The sequence below is a fragment of the Bacillus sp. JUb11 genome (assembly GCF_024807925.1).
GTDB classification, from domain to species: domain Bacteria; phylum Bacillota; class Bacilli; order Bacillales; family Bacillaceae; genus Bacillus; species Bacillus altitudinis.
Genome location: NZ_JANUEZ010000014.1, coordinates 1 through 18,360, shown reverse-complemented (window position 1 = coordinate 18,360; position 18,360 = coordinate 1). Strand labels below are relative to the sequence as shown.

The window sequence follows — 18,360 nt, the reverse complement described above, 5'->3', positions numbered from 1 at the left end:
AACTAAAAAAACTATTCCCTAATAAGGAAGGAGAAATTACCCAATGGCAAGAGAGTTCTCCTTAGACAAAACTCGTAATATTGGTATCATGGCTCACATCGATGCCGGTAAAACGACAACGACTGAGCGTATCTTGTACTACACTGGTCGTATCCATAAAATTGGTGAAACTCACGAAGGAGCTTCACAAATGGACTGGATGGAGCAGGAGCAAGAACGTGGTATTACAATCACTTCTGCTGCTACTACAGCACAATGGAAAGGTTACCGTGTAAACATCATTGATACACCAGGACACGTAGACTTCACTGTTGAAGTTGAACGTTCTTTGCGTGTACTTGATGGTGCGGTTGCTGTTCTTGATGCACAATCAGGTGTAGAGCCTCAAACTGAAACAGTTTGGCGCCAAGCAACAACTTACGGAGTACCTCGTATCGTATTCGTTAACAAAATGGATAAAACTGGTGCGGACTTCCTTTACTCTGTAAGCACATTAAGAGATCGTCTTCAAGCGAACGCTCATGCAATTCAATTGCCGATCGGCGCTGAAGATCAATTCGAAGGAATCATCGACCTTGTAGAAAACGTAGCATACTTCTACGAAGATGACCTTGGAACTCGCTCTGATGCACAAGAAATCCCTGCTGAGTATAAAGACAAAGCTGAAGAGCTTCGCAGCAGCTTGATTGAAGCTGTCGCTGAGCTTGATGAAGAGCTTATGGAAAAATACCTTGAGGGTGAAGAAATCACAATTCCTGAATTGAAAGCTGCAATCCGTAAAGGAACTTTGAATGTTGAATTCTACCCAGTTCTTGTTGGATCTGCTTTCAAAAACAAAGGTGTTCAGCTTGTACTTGACGCTGTGCTTGACTACCTTCCTGCACCAACTGATGTTGCTGCAATCAAAGGTACATTGCCAGATACAAATGAAGAGGTTGTACGTGAGTCTACTGATGACGCACCATTCGCAGCTCTTGCATTTAAAGTTATGACTGACCCTTATGTTGGGAAACTAACTTTCTTCCGCGTATACTCTGGAACACTTGATTCTGGTTCTTACGTGAAGAACTCTTCTAAGAACAAGCGTGAGCGTGTTGGACGTATCCTTCAAATGCACGCAAACAGCCGTGAAGAAATCTCTACTGTATATGCAGGGGATATCGCAGCAGCTGTTGGTCTTAAAGATACATCTACTGGTGATACTCTTTGTGACGAGAAAAATCTTGTTATCCTTGAGTCTATGGAATTCCCAGAGCCAGTTATCGATGTAGCTATCGAGCCTAAATCTAAGGCTGACCAAGATAAAATGGGTATCGCTTTAGCTAAACTAGCTGAAGAGGATCCAACATTCCGTACACAAACAAACACTGAAACTGGTCAAACGATCATCTCTGGTATGGGTGAGCTTCACCTTGATATCATTGTTGACCGTATGAAGCGTGAGTTCAAGGTTGAAGCTAACGTAGGAGCTCCTCAAGTTGCGTACCGTGAAACATTCCGTTCTAGTGCAAAAGTTGAAGGTAAATTCGTACGTCAGTCTGGTGGACGCGGTCAGTTCGGACACGTTTGGATCGAATTCGAACCAAACGAAGAAGGCGCAGGCTTCGAATTCACAAATGCAATCGTCGGTGGGGTTGTTCCACGTGAATACATTCCAGCAATTCAAGCAGGTCTTGAAGATTCACTAGAAAATGGTGTATTAGCTGGATTCCCATTAATCGACATCAAAGCAAAATTATTCGATGGATCTTACCACGATGTTGACTCTAACGAAATGGCGTTTAAAATTGCTGCATCTATGGCATTGAAAAATGCTGTCAGCAAATGTAACCCAGTTCTACTTGAGCCAATGATGAAAGTAGAAGTCGTTATCCCAGAAGAATACATGGGAGACATCATGGGTGATATCACATCTCGTCGTGGACGTGTAGAAGGTATGGAAGCTCGCGGTAACGCTCAAGTTGTTCGCGCTATGGTTCCACTTTCTGAAATGTTCGGATATGCAACTGCACTCCGTTCTAACACACAAGGACGCGGTACTTTCACTATGCACATGGATCACTACGAAGAAGTGCCTAAGAGCATCAGTGAAGAAATCATCAAAAAAAATAAAGGTGAATAATTGATTTTGCCTTTAAACTAAAGTATAACTACTATTGAAGATCAGAAAGTGAGAGGTAACTCTTCACTTTCTATCACTCATACCAAATACAATGAACCTTTAAGGAGGATTTTTAGAATGGCTAAAGAAAAATTCGACCGTTCCAAATCGCATGCTAACATTGGTACAATTGGACACGTTGACCATGGTAAAACAACTCTAACTGCTGCTATCTCAACAGTTCTTCATAAGAAATCTGGTAAAGGTACAGCTATGGCTTATGACCAAATCGATGGTGCTCCAGAAGAGCGCGAGCGTGGAATCACAATCTCAACTGCACACGTTGAGTATGAAACTGAAACTCGTCACTATGCACACGTAGACTGCCCAGGACACGCTGACTATGTTAAAAACATGATCACTGGTGCTGCTCAAATGGACGGCGCGATCTTAGTAGTATCTGCTGCTGATGGTCCAATGCCACAAACACGTGAGCACATCCTACTTTCTCGTAACGTAGGTGTTCCTTACATCGTAGTATTCCTTAACAAATGTGACATGGTTGACGATGAAGAGTTACTTGAACTTGTTGAAATGGAAGTTCGTGACCTTCTTTCTGATTATGACTTCCCTGGTGACGATGTACCAGTTATCAAAGGTTCTGCTCTTAAAGCTCTTGAAGGTGATGCTGATTACGAAGCAAAAATCTTCGAACTTATGGATGCGGTTGATGAGTACATCCCAACTCCAGAGCGTGACACTGAGAAGCCATTCATGATGCCAGTTGAGGACGTATTCTCAATCACTGGTCGTGGAACAGTTGCTACTGGTCGTGTTGAGCGTGGACAAGTTAAAGTCGGTGACGAAGTTGAAATCATCGGTCTTCAAGAAGAAAACGGTAAAACAACTGTTACAGGTGTTGAAATGTTCCGTAAACTTCTTGACTATGCTGAAGCTGGTGACAACATCGGTGCACTACTTCGTGGTGTATCTCGTGAAAATATCCAACGTGGTCAAGTACTTGCTAAACCAGGTACAATCACTCCACATAGCCGTTTCAAAGCTGAAGTTTATGTACTTTCTAAAGAAGAGGGTGGACGTCACACTCCATTCTTCACTAACTACCGTCCGCAGTTCTACTTCCGTACAACTGACGTAACTGGTATCGTACATCTTCCAGAAGGTACTGAAATGGTAATGCCTGGCGATAACACTGAGATGGAAGTTGAACTTATCTCTACTATCGCTATCGAAGAAGGAACTCGTTTCTCTATCCGTGAGGGTGGACGTACTGTAGGTTCTGGCGTCGTTTCTACTATCATTAAGTAATAACAGTTAAAAGAGACTCCTTGCAAAAGGGTCTCTTTTTTTGCTTTTCCAGTGCATAACGGCTACTATAAGCTATAGAATCTAAATGGAACCGAGAGGATCACTGGAATGGCGAAGACAATGTTGAAAAAGTGGCCGATTGGCGGGCTTGATCAATGGATTATGATAAAAGAAGATCAAGCAGAAAAAACAAAACCTGTTTTATTATTTTTACACGGTGGCCCAGGCTCAGCTCAAATGAGTTATATCGATTCCTTTCATAAGGAACTTGATCAAGACTTCACTGTTGTTCATTGGGACCAGCGCGGTGCAGGACTGTCTTATCAAAAAAACATTCCTGAGTCTTCTATGACCATTGGGCAATTCGTAGAGGATACGATTGAGCTTACAGAAAAACTACTTTCTTATAATGATCAAACGAAATTATACATTGCGGGTTATTCATGGGGATCATTAATTGCGATACAAGCTGTACATAAACGACCAGATTTGTATCATGCCTATTATGGAATTAGTCAGGTGGTTGATGTATTAAAAGAGGATATTGTATCGTACGAACTTCTTCTAAAAAAATATCAAGGCAAGCATTTCTTCACTAGATGTCTAAGATTGCTGACACCACCCCCTTGGAAACGCACCTCTGCTCATGCTTTGTTCTCTCTATACAAAGAGTTCGCAAAAGTAGGGCTCACGCATAGGTGGAAGCCACTTTTTCAAATGCTGTATGCATTTCTCGTTAGTAAGCATTATCAGCTAAAAGATAAGTGGAAATTCCTTATGGGACAGAAGTATAGCCAGGATATGCTGTGGGACGAGCTGATGAACGAAAGCATTCAATACCGAGTTTCTTCTATATTAATACCCTGCTACTTTATCATCGGGGAACATGACATGATTACACCAGCTGCTGTATCAAAACCATATGTTGATCAACTTACAGCACCAATAAAAGAGTGGTTTACTTTTAAAGAATCTGCGCATTCTCCGCATATTGAAGAGCCAGAAGAATTTATTCGTATCGTCAGGAAGACAGCTACACATCATCTTCAGGGAAAGCTTGATTTATAGGCTGAACCCCTGTATAATATGAAAAGTGTGCAAATCATAAATTTATCCGATTTATTATTGCAACACGCAGGCCAATTTGGTACAATAGTGCATGTTGGTCTTTGACTGCGATGAAGTGAGAGGTTGCTGACACACCCGGCCGCTTTGCCATGGCAAGGTGATCAGGTTTTTCTCACGGAGAACTGTCTAACGTAAGTAGGCGAAAAGGAGGGAAAATAATGGCAAAACAAAAAATTCGTATTCGTTTAAAAGCATATGATCATAGAATTCTTGATCAATCTGCTGAGAAGATTGTTGAAACGGCTAAGCGTTCTGGTGCTAGTGTATCTGGTCCAATCCCGCTTCCAACTGAAAAATCAGTTTACACAATCCTTCGTGCGGTGCATAAGTACAAAGATTCTCGTGAGCAATTCGAGATGCGTACTCACAAACGTCTAATCGACATCGTGAATCCAACTCCGCAAACAGTTGATGCACTTATGCGTTTAGATTTACCATCCGGTGTAGATATCGAAATCAAACTTTAATTCAAATAGAAAACACATATTATAGGAGGTGTGACGAATGACCAAAGGAATCTTAGGTAGAAAAATTGGTATGACGCAAGTATTCGCAGAAAACGGTGATCTTATCCCTGTAACTGTTGTTGAGGCTGCTGCTAACGTTGTTCTTCAGAAGAAGACTACTGACACGGATGGCTATGAAGCAATCCAAATCGGTTTTGACGACAAACGTGAGAAGCTTTCTAACAAACCAGAGAAAGGCCACGTTGCTAAAGCGGAAACTGCTCCTAAGCGCTTCGTAAAAGAATTACGCGGTGTGGAGTTAGATGCGTATGAAGTTGGTCAGGAAGTCAAAGTTGATATTTTCGCAAATGGAGATATCGTAGATGTAACAGGAACATCAAAAGGTAAAGGATTCCAAGGGGCTATCAAACGCCACGGACAATCACGCGGACCAATGACTCACGGTTCACGTTACCACCGTCGTCCTGGTTCAATGGGACCTGTTGATCCAAACCGAGTATTCAAAGGTAAACTTCTTCCAGGACGTATGGGCGGAGAGCAAATCACTGTCCAAAACCTTGAGATCGTTAAAGTTGATGCAGAACGCAATCTTCTATTGATCAAAGGAAACGTACCAGGAGCTAAAAAATCTCTAGTAACTGTAAAGAGTGCAGTTAAAACTAAATAACTCTCTTAGGAAAGGAGGAAACAAGTCATGCCAAAAGTAGCATTATTTAACCAAAACGGTTCTACTAACGGTGAAATCGAATTAAACGCTTCTGTGTTTGGAATTGAGCCAAACGAAAGCGTAGTATTCGATGCTATTCTTATGCAAAGAGCTTCCTTACGTCAAGGAACTCACAAAGTAAAAACTCGTTCTGAAGTACGTGGCGGAGGTCGTAAACCTTGGAGACAGAAGGGTACAGGTCGTGCTCGTCAAGGTTCTATCCGTTCACCACAATGGCGCGGAGGCGGTATCGTATTCGGTCCAACACCACGCAGCTATTCTTATAAATTACCTAAAAAAGTTCGCCGCTTGGCTATCAAGTCAGTATTGTCTTCTAAAGTAATCGACAACAACATCATCGTTCTTGAGGATCTTACTCTTGATGCAGTGAAAACGAAAGAATTCGCAGGCATCCTTAAAGGGTTATCTGTTGAGAAGAAAGCGTTGATCGTCACTGCGGATGCAAACGAAACAGTTGCTTTATCTGCTCGTAACATCCCTGGAGTAACAGTTGTTGAAGCTAACGGTATCAACGTTCTTGACGTTGTCAACCACGACAAACTTCTGATCACTAAAGCAGCGGTTGAAAAAGTAGAGGAGGGACTTGCATAATGAAAGATCCTCGTGATGTTCTAAAGCGCCCTATCATTACTGAACGTTCTGCTGATCTAATGACAGAGAAGAAGTACACGTTCGAAGTTGATGTCAGAGCTAACAAGACAGAAGTGAAAGACGCTGTTGAAGAAATCTTTGGAGTGAAAGTTGAGAAAGTCAACGTTCAAAACTACAAAGGTAAATCAAAACGCGTTGGACGCTACACTGGTATGACTAGCCGTCGCAGAAAAGCGATCGTGAAATTAACTGCTGACAGCAAAGAAATCGAAATTTTTGAAGCGTAAATCTTAAAAAGAAGGAGGGAAATTCAAAATGGCGATTAAAAAGTATAAACCAACCAGTAATGGTCGTCGTGGCATGACTACTTCAGATTTTGCTGAAATCACGACTGACAAACCAGAAAAATCGTTGCTTGCACCGCTTCACAGAAAAGGCGGACGTAACAACCAAGGTAGATTGACTGTTCGTCATCAAGGTGGCGGTCACAAACGTCAATACCGTATCATCGACTTTAAGCGTGATAAAGACGGTATACCTGGACGCGTTGCTACAATCGAGTATGATCCAAACCGTTCAGCGAACATCGCTCTTGTAAACTATGCAGATGGTGAGAAACGTTACATTCTTGCTCCGAAAGGAATCCAAGTTGGTACTGAAGTTACTTCTGGACCAGAAGCTGACATCAAACCAGGTAATGCTCTTCCACTTATCAACATTCCAGTTGGTACAGTTGTGCATAACATTGAATTAAAACCAGGTAAAGGTGGACAATTAGTTCGTTCTGCTGGTACTTCTGCTCAAGTTCTAGGTAAAGAAGGTAAATACGTTCTTGTACGTTTGAACTCTGGTGAAGTACGCATGATCCTTTCTGCTTGCCGTGCGACTATCGGTCAAGTTGGAAACGAACAACACGAACTAATCAACATCGGTAAAGCTGGACGTTCTCGCTGGAAAGGCGTACGCCCAACAGTTCGTGGTTCTGTAATGAACCCTAACGATCACCCACACGGCGGTGGTGAAGGACGCGCTCCAATCGGACGTAAATCACCAATGTCTCCATGGGGTAAACCGACTCTTGGATTCAAGACTCGTAAGAAAACCAACAAGTCTGATAAATTCATTGTACGTCGTCGTAAAAACAAGTAACGGGGTTGTCTACGGTTCATTTAGGACCGTAGTTCAATCACGAAGGGAGGTTCCACAATGGCTCGCAGCTTAAAAAAAGGACCATTTGTTGATGATCATTTGATGGCTAAAGTCGAGAAATTGAATGAAACTGACAAAAAGCAAGTCGTAAAAACTTGGTCTCGTCGTTCTACAATTTTCCCACAATTCATCGGTCACACAATCGCTGTCTATGACGGACGCAAACATGTACCTGTTTTCATTTCTGAAGATATGGTAGGTCACAAATTGGGCGAATTCGCACCAAGCCGTACTTACAAAGGTCATGCTAGTGACGATAAAAAAACAAGACGCTAATGAGAGGAGGCTTTTAAATGCAAGCTAAAGCTGTCGCAAGAACAGTCCGTATTGCTCCTCGTAAAGCACGTCTAGTAATGGACCTGATCCGAGGTAAGCAAGTAGGAGAAGCAGTTTCTATCTTAAACCTTACGCCTAAGGCTGCTTCACCAATTATTGAAAAAGTATTAAAATCTGCTATCGCAAATGCTGAGCACAACTACGAGTTGGACGCTAACAGCCTAGTGATTACTCAAGCATTCGTTGACGAAGGTCCAACACTTAAGAGATTCCGTCCACGTGCTATGGGTCGTGCGAGCGCAATTAATAAACGTACTAGCCACATTACAATCGTTGTATCAGAAAAGAAGGAGGGATAATCCGTGGGTCAAAAGGTAAATCCAGTAGGTCTTCGTATTGGCGTCATTCGTGATTGGGAATCTAAATGGTTCGCAGGAAAAGATTACGCTGACTTCTTACATGAAGACTTGAAAATCCGTGAATTCATCAGCAAGCGTTTGTCTGACGCGTCTGTTTCTAAAGTAGAAATCGAACGTGCTGCAAACCGCGTAAATATCACAATCCACACGGCTAAACCAGGTATGGTAATTGGTAAAGGCGGATCTGAAGTTGAAGCACTTCGTAAAGCTCTTAACAGCCTAACTGGCAAACGTGTACACATCAACATTCTTGAAATCAAGAGAGCAGATCTTGATGCTCAGCTAGTTGCTGAAAACATCGCTCGTCAACTTGAAAATCGTATTTCATTCCGTCGTGCACAAAAACAAACAATCCAACGCACAATGCGTGCTGGAGCACAAGGAATCAAAACAATGGTTTCTGGTCGTCTTGGCGGTGCAGATATTGCTCGTTCTGAATATTACAGTGAAGGTACTGTTCCATTGCACACACTTCGTGCTGACATCGACTATGCTACTGCTGAAGCTGATACTACTTATGGTAAGCTTGGCGTAAAAGTATGGATCTATCGTGGAGAAGTCCTTCCAACTAAGAAGAATACTGCGGAAGGAGGAAAATAATATGTTATTGCCAAAACGCGTGAAGTATCGCAGAGAACATCGTGGAAAAATGCGTGGTCGTGCAAAAGGCGGCACTGAAGTACATTTCGGTGAGTTCGGTATCCAAGCTCTTGAAGCTTCTTGGATCACTAACCGTCAAATCGAAGCTGCTCGTATTGCTATGACTCGTTACATGAAACGTGGCGGTAAAGTTTGGATCAAAATTTTCCCTTCTAAGCCATACACAGCAAAACCTCTAGAGGTCCGCATGGGTTCCGGTAAAGGTGCTCCAGAAGGCTGGGTAGCTGTAGTAAAACCGGGCAAAGTTTTATTTGAAATTTCTGGTGTGTCTGAAGAAGTTGCTCGTGAAGCTCTTCGTCTTGCATCTCACAAATTGCCAATTAAAACGAAGTTCGTAAAACGTGAAGAAATTGGTGGTGAATCAAATGAAAGCTAATGAAATTCGTGACCTTACCACTGCTGAAATTGAACAAAAAGTAAAGTCTCTTAAAGAAGAACTTTTCAATCTTCGTTTCCAATTAGCGACTGGGCAGCTTGAAAACACTGCTCGCATTCGTGAAGTGCGTAAATCAATCGCACGCATGAAAACTGTGATTCGTCAAAGAGAAATCGCTGCTAATAAATAATAATTAGAGGGGAGGCCCCGCAAACATGAGCGAACGTAACCAACGTAAAGTGTATCAAGGTCGTGTTGTTTCTGACAAAATGGATAAAACCATCACTGTTGTAGTTGAAACATACAAAAAGCATTCACTTTATGGCAAACGTGTAAGATACTCTAAAAAGTTCAAAGCACATGATGAAAACAACCAAGCAAAAATCGGAGACATCGTAAAGGTCATGGAAACTCGTCCATTATCTGCGACTAAACGCTTTCGTCTAGTTGAAGTTGTCGAAGAAGCTGTTATTATCTAATAAAGTTCGGATTTCTTTTTCCGAAGGGAGGTAACATTAATGATTCAACAGGAGACTCGTTTAAAAGTAGCTGACAACTCTGGCGCACGCGAAGTACTAACGATTAAAGTTCTTGGTGGCTCTGGACGTAAGACGGCTAACATCGGTGATGTCATTGTTTGTACGGTTAAACAAGCAACACCAGGAGGCGTTGTCAAAAAAGGTGAAGTTGTGAAAGCAGTTATCGTTCGTACTAAGAGCGGAGCTCGCAGAAACGATGGATCTTACATCAGTTTTGATGAAAATGCATGTGTCATCATCCGTGACGACAAGAGCCCACGTGGAACTCGTATCTTCGGACCAGTAGCACGTGAACTTCGTGAAAACAACTATATGAAAATTGTTTCTTTAGCACCAGAAGTACTTTAATGAATACAATCCGCGACTCAAGGAGGTGCGATTAAATGCATGTTAAAAAGGGCGATAAAGTAGTGGTTATCTCTGGTAAAGATAAAGGTAAACAAGGTGTCATCCTTGCTGCTTTCCCTAAAAAGGACCGTGTTTTAGTAGAAGGTATTAACCTTGTGAAAAAACACTCTAAACCAACCCAAGCTAACCCTCAAGGCGGAATTTCTGAACAAGAAGCGCCGATCCACGTATCAAACGTAATGCCGCTTGATCCTAAAACGGGTGAAGTGACACGTATTGGATATAAAGTTGAGGACGGAAAGAAAGTCCGTGTAGCGAAAAAATCTGGGCAAGTTCTAGATAAATAGTAAATAAGGAAGGGAGGTCTTTCTCATGAACCGCCTTAAAGAAAAGTATGTAAAAGAAATTACACCTGCATTAGTTTCTAAGTTTGAATACAAATCAGTAATGCAAGTGCCAAAAATCGAAAAAATCGTGATCAACATGGGTGTTGGTGACGCCGTTCAAAACGCTAAAGCAATCGATACTGCTGTTGAAGAATTAACGTTTATCGCTGGTCAAAAACCTGTCGTTACTCGTGCGAAGAAGTCTATTGCTGGATTCCGTCTACGTGAAGGAATGCCAATCGGTGCGAAAGTAACACTTCGCGGAGAGCGCATGTACGATTTCCTTGATAAACTTATTTCTGTATCTTTACCACGTGTACGTGACTTCCGCGGGATTTCTAAGAAATCTTTCGACGGTCGTGGAAACTACACGCTTGGTATTAAAGAACAGTTAATCTTCCCAGAAATTGATTACGATAAAGTAACAAAAGTCCGCGGTATGGATATCGTTATCGTTACGACTGCCAACACGGATGAAGAAGCACGTGAGTTATTAACTCAAGTAGGTATGCCGTTCCAGAAATAATCAATGAAAGGGAGGCGAAATCGTGGCTAAAAAGTCTATGATTGCGAAACAACAACGCAAACAAAAGTTTAAAGTTCAAGAGTATACGCGCTGCGAACGTTGTGGACGTCCACATTCAGTAATTCGCAAGTTTAAACTTTGCCGTATTTGTTTCCGCGAACTTGCATATAAAGGACAAATTCCTGGCGTTAAAAAAGCCAGCTGGTAATCCCCATAAATGGGAAGGAGGTTATTAAATAATGGTTATGACAGATCCGATTGCAGATTTGCTGACTCGTATTCGCAATGCGAACATGGTACGTCATGAGAAGCTAGAAGTACCGGCTTCAAAAATCAAAAGAGAAATTGCTGAAATCTTAAAGCGTGAAGGTTTTATCCGTGACGTTGAGTACGTCGAAGACAGCAAACAAGGAATTATCCGTTTGTTCCTTAAATACGGCCAAAACAACGAACGTGTTATCACTGGTCTTAAAAGAATCAGTAAACCTGGTTTACGCGTATATGCGAAATCAAATGAAGTACCACGTGTACTTAACGGACTTGGAATCGCAATTATTTCTACATCACAAGGTGTTTTATCGGACAAAGAAGCCCGTGCTAAACAAGCTGGTGGAGAAGTACTTGCTTACGTATGGTAAAAATAGTTTAAGATGAATGGAGGTGCTTGGTATGTCTCGTATAGGTAAAAAGCTAATCGAGATCCCTTCAGGAGTAACTGTGACAAACAACGATAACACAGTGACAGTAAAGGGACCAAAAGGTGAACTAACTCGTGCATTTCACCCTGATATGGAAATTAAAATTGAGGACAACGTCTTAACTGTAAGCCGTCCGTCTGAAAATAAAGAACACCGTGCATTACATGGTACAACACGTAGCTTAATTGCAAACATGGTTGAAGGTGTATCTAAAGGTTTCGAAAGAGGTTTAGAACTAATCGGTGTCGGTTACCGTGCAGCTAAATCTGGAAACAAACTTGTTCTTAACGTTGGATACTCTCACCCAGTTGAAATCGTTCCTGAGGCTGGAGTTGAAGTAGAAGTTCCATCTCAAACGAAAGTAATCGTTAAAGGTATCGATAAAGAGCGTGTAGGAGCTCTAGCTTCTAACATCCGCGCTGTCCGTGCTCCAGAGCCTTACAAAGGTAAAGGAATTCGTTACGAAGGTGAATTCGTTCGCCGTAAAGAAGGAAAAACTGGTAAGTAAGATCGCTTAATGTGAAGAAAGGAGTGACTCGGATGATTACGAAAACTAGCAAAAACGCTACTCGTCTTAAAAGACACGCTCGTGTTCGTGCGAAACTTTCAGGTACTGCTGAAAGACCTCGCCTTAACGTTTTCCGTTCTAACAAGAACATCTACGCTCAAGTAATTGATGATGTTAACGGTGTAACACTTGTAAGTGCTTCTACTCTTGATAAAGAGTTAAAGATCGAGAATAGTTCTGACGCTGCAGCTGCTACTAAAGTTGGCGAACTTGTTGCAAAACGTGCTGTTGAAAAAGGCATCTCTAACGTGGTATTTGACCGCGGAGGATACTTATATCATGGACGTGTAAAAGCTCTAGCTGAAGCTGCTCGTGAGGCTGGACTTAAATTTTAATAAAAGAAGGAGGGACACATCCGAATGAGTCGTATTGACCCAAGCAAATTAGAGTTAGAAGAACGCTTAGTTACGGTTAACCGGGTAGCGAAAGTTGTTAAAGGTGGACGTCGTTTCCGTTTTGCAGCTTTAGTTGTTGTCGGTGACAAAAACGGTCATGTAGGATTCGGTACTGGTAAAGCACAAGAAGTACCAGAAGCGATCCGCAAAGCTGTTGAAGACGCGAAAAAGAATTTAATTGAAGTACCAATGGTTGGAACTACAATTCCACATGAAATCATCGGTCGATTCGGTGCAGGAAACGTTCTATTGAAGCCTGCTTCAGAAGGTACAGGAGTTATCGCTGGAGGCCCAGTGCGTGCGGTACTTGAGCTTGCTGGTCTAGCTGATATCCTTTCTAAATCTCTAGGTTCTAATACACCGATCAACATGATCCGCGCAACACTTCAAGGTTTAAGTGAACTTAAACGTGCTGAAGATGTAGCGAAGCTTCGTGGAAAATCTGTAGAAGACCTGTTAGGATAAGGAGGGAACAATAATGGCAAATAAATTAGAAATTACCCTCAAACGCAGTGTAATCGGTCGCCCGGAAGATCAGCGTGTCACTGTTCGTACTCTTGGTCTAAAGAAAACAAACCAAACAGTCGTACATGAAGACAATGCAGCGATCCGCGGCATGATTAACAAGGTGTCTCATTTAGTTTCTGTTAAAGAACAATAAAACATTTTTAATCGATAAGGAGGTGCCCAAATGAAACTTCATGAATTGAAGCCTTCAGAAGGTTCACGTAAAGTACGCAACCGTGTTGGTCGTGGTATTGGATCAGGTAACGGTAAAACTTCTGGTAAAGGTCATAAAGGTCAAAACGCTCGTTCTGGTGGCGGTGTACGCCCTGGATTCGAAGGTGGTCAAATGCCTTTATTCCAACGCCTTCCAAAACGTGGTTTTACAAACATCAACCGTAAAGATTACGCGGTAATCAACTTAGACAGATTAAACAGTTTTGACGAAGGAACGGAAGTCACTCCTGAACTTCTTCTAGAGACTGGTGCAATAAGCAAGTTAAAAGCAGGAGTAAAAATTCTTGGCAACGGTAAATTAGAAAAAAAATTAACTGTAAAAGCCAATAAATTCTCTGCTTCTGCTAAAGAAGCGATTGAAGCTGCTGGCGGTACAGCCGAGGTGATCTAACTTGTTTAAGACAATCTCCAATTTTATGCGCGTGAAAGATATACGGAATAAGATTATATTTACACTTTTAATGTTAGTCGTCTTTCGTATAGGTGCTTTCATCCCTGTGCCTAATGTGAACGCCGAAGTTCTCCAGGCACAGGATCAAATGAGTGTTTTCGGAATCCTCAACACGTTTGGGGGCGGGGCACTTTTCCAATTCTCCATTCTTGCAATGGGGATTATGCCGTATATCACTGCTTCGATCATCATCCAGCTCTTGCAGATGGATGTTGTACCGAAGTTTACTGAGTGGTCAAAGCAAGGAGAGGTTGGCCGCCGAAAATTAGCACAATTCACAAGGTATTTTACAATTGTTCTAGGATTTATCCAGGCGTTAGGAATGTCATATGGATTTAACAATATGGCAGGAGGCATGCTGATTGAAAACCCAGGTGTTTCAACGTATCTCTTAATTGCGGTCGTACTCACTGCGGGAACAGCATTTTTAATGTGGCTGGGAGAGCAGATTACTGCTCACGGTGTTGGTAACGGTATTTCGATTATTATCTTTGCCGGTATCATCGCAGGTATCCCTCAAACATTAAAGCAAGTGTACGCTCAGCAATTTGTAGGTGGAGATGGACAGCTGTTCATGCAAATCCTGAAAATTGCCCTTATTGTGATTGCTATTCTTGTCATTGTTATCGGTGTTATTTACATTCAAATGGCAGTGAGAAAGATTGCAATTCAATATTCAAAAGGAACTGGCCGTGCACAAATGTCTGCTAGTCAAGCAACGCACCTTCCATTGAAAGTGAATCCAGCAGGGGTGATTCCAGTCATCTTTGCCGTTTCTTTCATTATTACTCCGCAGACGGTCGCATCGTTCTTCGGAACTAATAATGTGACAACCTGGATAACTAACAACTTTGACTATACTAAGCCAATCGGTATGACGATTTATGTAGCACTGATTGTTGCTTTCACATATTTTTATGCCTTTGTCCAAGTAAACCCTGAACAAATGGCTGAAAATCTGCAAAAGCAGGGTGGCTATATCCCGGGAGTTCGTCCAGGGAAAATGACTCAAGATAGAATTACGAGCATTTTGTACCGACTCACGTTTGTGGGCGCCATTTTCTTAGCCGTGATTTCAATACTTCCTATCTTTTTCATTCAATTCGCTGGATTACCTTCCGCTGCACAAATTGGCGGCACAAGTCTTCTCATTGTTGTAGGTGTTGCACTTGAAACAATGAAACAGCTTGAAAGCCAATTAGTGAAACGAAACTACCGTGGATTTATGAAATAAAACAGAGGGCTGGGCTCCTGCCCAACCTCTCTAAGTAAGGAAGGGGAAATCCGAAATGAACTTAGTCTTAATGGGGCTTCCGGGTGCTGGTAAAGGCACTCAGGCAGAACGAATTGTTGATGATTATGGGATCCCTCATATCTCAACAGGAGATATGTTCCGTGCTGCTATGAAAGAGGAGACACAACTTGGACTCGAAGCAAAATCCTTTATCGATAAAGGAGAGCTTGTTCCTGATGAGGTCACAATCGGTATTGTTAGAGAAAGACTTGGCAAGAATGATTGTGAACAAGGTTTTCTTCTGGACGGATTTCCGCGAACAGTCGCTCAAGCTGAAGCTTTAGAAGACATTCTAAAGGACCTTGGCAGAACGATTGATTATGTCATTAATATTAAAGTCGATAAAGATGCTTTGATGGAGCGTCTGACTGGCCGAAGAATTTGCAAAGATTGCGGAGCAACATATCATTTAGTATTCAATCCACCTGCGAAAGAAAATGTTTGTGACAAGTGTGGAGGCGAGCTTTATCAACGTGCAGATGATAATGCAGAAACCGTTTCGACAAGACTTGAAGTGAACTTAAAGCAGACTGAACCTTTACTGAACTTCTATTCAGAAAAAGGATATCTTGCAAACATTGATGGTGCGAAGCACATTAACGATGTTTACGCTGATATCAAGGACCTGCTTGGGGGATTAAATAAATGATTATCTGTAAAACTCCTCGCGAGCTTGAGATTATGAGAGAAGCTGGACGCATTGTCGCACTGACTCATGAAGAGCTGAAGAAACATATAAAACCAGGTATTTCGACAAAAGAATTGGATCAAATTGCCGAACGTTTTATTACAAAGCAGGGTGCAATCCCATCTTTTAAAGGGTATAATGGTTTTCGCGGGAGCATTTGCGTTTCGGTGAATGAAGAACTCGTTCACGGTATTCCTGGTAAACGGGTTTTACGTGATGGAGACATCATTAGTATCGATATCGGCGCAAAGTTAAATGGCTATCATGGTGACTCTGCTTGGACTTATCCAGTTGGGGTAATCAGTGATGAGGACCGCAAACTACTGGAAGTCACAGAGGAATCTCTATATAAGGGCTTACAGGAAGCAAAGCCAGGTGAACGTCTGTCAAACATTTCCCATGCCATACAAACGTATGTTGAAGATGAGAATTTCTCAGTTGTTAGAGAATATGTTGGACATGGGGTCGGACAGGATCTTCATGAGGACCCTCAAATTCCTCATTATGGTCCGCCGAACAAAGGCCCACGGCTCAAACCTGGAATGGTGTTGGCCATCGAACCGATGGTGAACGCAGGCAGCCGATATGTGAAAACACTGGCTGATAACTGGACGGTTGTAACGGTTGATGGGAAAAAGTGTGCTCACTTTGAGCATACGATTGCGATTACAGATACAGGTTTTGATATACTGACTAAGATTTAGGTCTTCACTGAAGCCTTTCAGGCCCAAATCGGGCAGGTTGTCTGTATAGTCCAAGGAAAGAACAAGATCAGTATACAGTTGTCATCGGCGTGTTCGATGGCTGCCATGTACTAATCGCAGACGGAGAAAAGCGTAAATTCATTCTCCTAAGAAAAAATATCAATCATTTAACCTTTTATGATTGCGTATCTCCGGAAGTTCAGAACAGTATATTCAAAACAGGTCGGGTGATAGATGGACAATTGAGAACATCTCATTTGGACATTTATCAGAGAGCAAGTTACTGATTTGAAGAAGGGAGAACACTTGAATGGCGAAAGACGATGTAATTGAAGTGGAAGGTACTGTAGCAGAAACTTTGCCAAATGCAATGTTCAAAGTTGAACTAGAGAATGGTCATACAGTTTTGGCTCATGTATCAGGAAAAATCCGTATGCACTTCATTCGCATTTTACCTGGAGACAAAGTTACGGTAGAATTATCTCCATATGACTTAACTCGTGGTAGAATTACGTACCGTTACAAATAAAGCAACTCCGGAAGAAGGAGGTTGGAAACACATGAAAGTGAGACCATCTGTTAAACCTATCTGTGAAAAATGTAAAGTGATTCGCAGAAAAGGAAAAGTAATGGTGATCTGTGAAAACCCAAAACATAAACAAAAACAAGGCTAATAACAAGGAGGTGCCCAAATCATGGCTCGTATTGCTGGTGTAGATATTCCACGTGATAAGCGTGTTGTCATTTCTTTAACATATGTTTTTGGAATTGGTCGTACGACGGCTCAACAAGTCCTTAAAGAAGCAGGTGTTTCTGAAGACACTCGCGTTCGCGATCTAACTGAAGACGAACTAGGTAAAATCCGTGATATCATTGACAAACTTAAAGTAGAAGGTGACCTTCGTCGTGAAGTTTCACTTAACATTAAGCGTCTAATTGAAATCGGAAGCTACCGCGGAATCCGTCATCGTAGAGGACTTCCTGTTCGTGGACAAAACACAAAAAACAACGCGCGTACTCGTAAAGGTCCGCGTCGTACTGTAGCTAACAAGAAAAAATAAGTAAAGGAGGTAGTTAAAGAATGGCTGCTGCTCGTAAACAAAATACGCGTAAACGTCGCGTGAAAAAGAATATTGAAGCTGGAATCGCTCATATCCGTTCCACTTTCAACAACACGATTGTAACGATTACTGATGTTCATGGAAACGCAATTTCTTGGTCAAGTGCTGGTGCATTAGGATTCAGAGGTTCTCGTAAATCTACTCCTTTCGCTGCACAAATGGCTGCTGAAACTGCTGCTAAAGGTTCTATCGAACATGGTCTTAAAACACTTGAAGTAACTGTTAAAGGTCCTGGTTCTGGTCGTGAAGCTGCAATTCGTGCGCTTCAAGCTGCAGGTCTTGAAGTTACTGCAATCAGAGACGTAACTCCAGTTCCTCATAACGGATGCCGTCCACCAAAACGTCGCCGCGTGTAATTTGTTTGTATAGATTTTGTGTCCCTGTCAATAATGGGTTATGATACAGTTATTTATGAGACGAATACACGACTCGTTGCCTGAGCACATACGGGACTAAACAATGAGGAATTTCGGATGGAATCTCATATGATTCTATTCGAGGTTTCGACGTTTTGAAGGAGGGTTTTATTAGATGATCGAAATTGAAAAACCAAACCTCGAACCGGTTGAAATCAGCGACGATGCCAAGTATGGCAAGTTTGTCGTAGAGCCACTTGAG

32 protein-coding genes are annotated in these 18,360 nt (G+C 42.0%); all 32 read left to right on the top strand.

Annotated features, from left to right (window positions below; all coding sequences use genetic code 11):
- Positions 1 to 43: 43 nt before the first annotated feature.
- On the top strand, positions 44 to 2,122 hold the full coding sequence (gene fusA, locus M2369_RS18785) for an elongation factor G (protein WP_007496301.1): 2,079 nt from the start codon (positions 44 to 46) through the stop codon (positions 2,120 to 2,122).
- Between the two features lie 117 nt (positions 2,123 to 2,239).
- Positions 2,240 to 3,430 (top strand): elongation factor Tu, encoded by a 1,191-nt coding sequence (gene tuf, locus M2369_RS18780; protein ID WP_259255620.1) that lies wholly within the window; start codon positions 2,240 to 2,242, stop codon positions 3,428 to 3,430.
- 108 nt (positions 3,431 to 3,538) lie between these two features.
- Positions 3,539 to 4,498 carry an alpha/beta fold hydrolase gene (locus tag M2369_RS18775; protein WP_039169445.1) on the top strand — a complete coding sequence of 320 codons (960 nt, stop codon included), beginning with the start codon at positions 3,539 to 3,541 and terminating at the stop codon, positions 4,496 to 4,498.
- Between the two features lie 218 nt (positions 4,499 to 4,716).
- Complete coding sequence (gene rpsJ / locus M2369_RS18770) at positions 4,717 to 5,025, top strand: 30S ribosomal protein S10 (protein WP_003156464.1); 309 nt, start codon at positions 4,717 to 4,719, stop codon at positions 5,023 to 5,025.
- Positions 5,026 to 5,062: 37 nt separating this feature from the next.
- On the top strand, positions 5,063 to 5,692 hold the full coding sequence (gene rplC / locus M2369_RS18765) for a 50S ribosomal protein L3 (protein ID WP_007496311.1): 630 nt from the start codon (positions 5,063 to 5,065) through the stop codon (positions 5,690 to 5,692).
- A gap of 27 nt (positions 5,693 to 5,719) precedes the next feature.
- Complete coding sequence (rplD, locus tag M2369_RS18760) at positions 5,720 to 6,343, top strand: 50S ribosomal protein L4 (protein WP_007496312.1); 624 nt, start codon at positions 5,720 to 5,722, stop codon at positions 6,341 to 6,343.
- Complete coding sequence (rplW, locus tag M2369_RS18755; protein ID WP_003217016.1) at positions 6,343 to 6,630, top strand: 50S ribosomal protein L23; 288 nt, start codon at positions 6,343 to 6,345, stop codon at positions 6,628 to 6,630. Before rplD ends, rplW begins: the two co-directional genes overlap by 1 nt.
- Before the next feature lie 28 nt (positions 6,631 to 6,658).
- A complete protein-coding gene (gene rplB / locus M2369_RS18750) occupies positions 6,659 to 7,492 on the top strand; it encodes a 50S ribosomal protein L2 (protein ID WP_007496314.1) in 834 nt (277 codons plus the stop codon).
- 57 nt (positions 7,493 to 7,549) lie between these two features.
- Entirely contained in the window at positions 7,550 to 7,828 is a 279-nt protein-coding gene (gene rpsS / locus M2369_RS18745) for a 30S ribosomal protein S19 (protein ID WP_003216920.1), read from the top strand.
- A gap of 17 nt (positions 7,829 to 7,845) precedes the next feature.
- Positions 7,846 to 8,187, top strand: coding sequence for a 50S ribosomal protein L22 (gene rplV / locus M2369_RS18740; protein ID WP_007496316.1), 342 nt, complete (start codon positions 7,846 to 7,848; stop codon positions 8,185 to 8,187).
- Positions 8,188 to 8,190: 3 nt separating this feature from the next.
- Positions 8,191 to 8,847, top strand: a complete 657-nt coding sequence (gene rpsC, locus M2369_RS18735) for a 30S ribosomal protein S3 (RefSeq protein WP_003217241.1) — start codon at positions 8,191 to 8,193, stop codon at positions 8,845 to 8,847.
- Position 8,848: 1 nt separating this feature from the next.
- Positions 8,849 to 9,283 (top strand): 50S ribosomal protein L16, encoded by a 435-nt coding sequence (rplP, locus tag M2369_RS18730; RefSeq protein ID WP_003225801.1) that lies wholly within the window; start codon positions 8,849 to 8,851, stop codon positions 9,281 to 9,283.
- On the top strand, positions 9,273 to 9,473 hold the full coding sequence (gene rpmC, locus M2369_RS18725; RefSeq protein WP_003217155.1) for a 50S ribosomal protein L29: 201 nt from the start codon (positions 9,273 to 9,275) through the stop codon (positions 9,471 to 9,473). Before rplP ends, rpmC begins: the two co-directional genes overlap by 11 nt.
- Before the next feature lie 25 nt (positions 9,474 to 9,498).
- Positions 9,499 to 9,762, top strand: coding sequence for a 30S ribosomal protein S17 (gene rpsQ, locus M2369_RS18720; RefSeq protein WP_003216906.1), 264 nt, complete (start codon positions 9,499 to 9,501; stop codon positions 9,760 to 9,762).
- Positions 9,763 to 9,801: 39 nt separating this feature from the next.
- Complete coding sequence (rplN, locus tag M2369_RS18715; protein ID WP_003216882.1) at positions 9,802 to 10,170, top strand: 50S ribosomal protein L14; 369 nt, start codon at positions 9,802 to 9,804, stop codon at positions 10,168 to 10,170.
- Positions 10,171 to 10,205: 35 nt separating this feature from the next.
- On the top strand, positions 10,206 to 10,517 hold the full coding sequence (gene rplX, locus M2369_RS18710; protein WP_007496325.1) for a 50S ribosomal protein L24: 312 nt from the start codon (positions 10,206 to 10,208) through the stop codon (positions 10,515 to 10,517).
- A gap of 25 nt (positions 10,518 to 10,542) precedes the next feature.
- Positions 10,543 to 11,082 carry a 50S ribosomal protein L5 gene (rplE, locus tag M2369_RS18705; protein WP_003217159.1) on the top strand — a complete coding sequence of 180 codons (540 nt, stop codon included), beginning with the start codon at positions 10,543 to 10,545 and terminating at the stop codon, positions 11,080 to 11,082.
- A gap of 22 nt (positions 11,083 to 11,104) precedes the next feature.
- Entirely contained in the window at positions 11,105 to 11,290 is a 186-nt protein-coding gene (gene rpsN, locus M2369_RS18700) for a 30S ribosomal protein S14 (RefSeq protein ID WP_008356542.1), read from the top strand.
- Positions 11,291 to 11,321: 31 nt separating this feature from the next.
- Entirely contained in the window at positions 11,322 to 11,720 is a 399-nt protein-coding gene (gene rpsH / locus M2369_RS18695; protein ID WP_007496327.1) for a 30S ribosomal protein S8, read from the top strand.
- A gap of 31 nt (positions 11,721 to 11,751) precedes the next feature.
- Positions 11,752 to 12,288, top strand: a complete 537-nt coding sequence (gene rplF, locus M2369_RS18690; RefSeq protein ID WP_008345395.1) for a 50S ribosomal protein L6 — start codon at positions 11,752 to 11,754, stop codon at positions 12,286 to 12,288.
- A 32-nt stretch (positions 12,289 to 12,320) separates the two neighbouring features.
- A complete protein-coding gene (rplR, locus tag M2369_RS18685) occupies positions 12,321 to 12,683 on the top strand; it encodes a 50S ribosomal protein L18 (protein ID WP_003216951.1) in 363 nt (120 codons plus the stop codon).
- Between the two features lie 24 nt (positions 12,684 to 12,707).
- The gene (rpsE, locus tag M2369_RS18680) at positions 12,708 to 13,208 is read left to right on the top strand and encodes a 30S ribosomal protein S5 (RefSeq protein WP_007496332.1); all 501 of its coding nucleotides are present in this window, start codon (positions 12,708 to 12,710) and stop codon (positions 13,206 to 13,208) included.
- Positions 13,209 to 13,221: 13 nt separating this feature from the next.
- Positions 13,222 to 13,404, top strand: a complete 183-nt coding sequence (gene rpmD / locus M2369_RS18675; protein ID WP_003217067.1) for a 50S ribosomal protein L30 — start codon at positions 13,222 to 13,224, stop codon at positions 13,402 to 13,404.
- Positions 13,405 to 13,434: 30 nt separating this feature from the next.
- Positions 13,435 to 13,875, top strand: coding sequence for a 50S ribosomal protein L15 (rplO, locus tag M2369_RS18670; RefSeq protein ID WP_003216888.1), 441 nt, complete (start codon positions 13,435 to 13,437; stop codon positions 13,873 to 13,875).
- 1 nt (position 13,876) lies between these two features.
- Positions 13,877 to 15,169 carry a preprotein translocase subunit SecY gene (gene secY, locus M2369_RS18665; protein WP_061417652.1) on the top strand — a complete coding sequence of 431 codons (1,293 nt, stop codon included), beginning with the start codon at positions 13,877 to 13,879 and terminating at the stop codon, positions 15,167 to 15,169.
- 55 nt (positions 15,170 to 15,224) lie between these two features.
- Positions 15,225 to 15,878, top strand: a complete 654-nt coding sequence (locus M2369_RS18660) for an adenylate kinase (RefSeq protein WP_007496336.1) — start codon at positions 15,225 to 15,227, stop codon at positions 15,876 to 15,878.
- The gene (gene map, locus M2369_RS18655) at positions 15,875 to 16,621 is read left to right on the top strand and encodes a type I methionyl aminopeptidase (RefSeq protein WP_017359166.1); all 747 of its coding nucleotides are present in this window, start codon (positions 15,875 to 15,877) and stop codon (positions 16,619 to 16,621) included. Before M2369_RS18660 ends, map begins: the two co-directional genes overlap by 4 nt.
- A 310-nt stretch (positions 16,622 to 16,931) precedes the next feature.
- Entirely contained in the window at positions 16,932 to 17,150 is a 219-nt protein-coding gene (gene infA / locus M2369_RS18645) for a translation initiation factor IF-1 (protein ID WP_003217190.1), read from the top strand.
- A 31-nt stretch (positions 17,151 to 17,181) separates the two neighbouring features.
- On the top strand, positions 17,182 to 17,295 hold the full coding sequence (gene rpmJ, locus M2369_RS18640; RefSeq protein ID WP_003156543.1) for a 50S ribosomal protein L36: 114 nt from the start codon (positions 17,182 to 17,184) through the stop codon (positions 17,293 to 17,295).
- 21 nt (positions 17,296 to 17,316) lie between these two features.
- Entirely contained in the window at positions 17,317 to 17,682 is a 366-nt protein-coding gene (gene rpsM / locus M2369_RS18635) for a 30S ribosomal protein S13 (protein ID WP_003217023.1), read from the top strand.
- A 20-nt stretch (positions 17,683 to 17,702) separates the two neighbouring features.
- A complete protein-coding gene (gene rpsK / locus M2369_RS18630) occupies positions 17,703 to 18,098 on the top strand; it encodes a 30S ribosomal protein S11 (RefSeq protein WP_003217231.1) in 396 nt (131 codons plus the stop codon).
- Between the two features lie 175 nt (positions 18,099 to 18,273).
- Positions 18,274 to 18,360, top strand: an 87-nt coding sequence (locus M2369_RS18625; RefSeq protein WP_259255623.1) for a hypothetical protein, incomplete at its 3' end; no start/stop codon positions are given.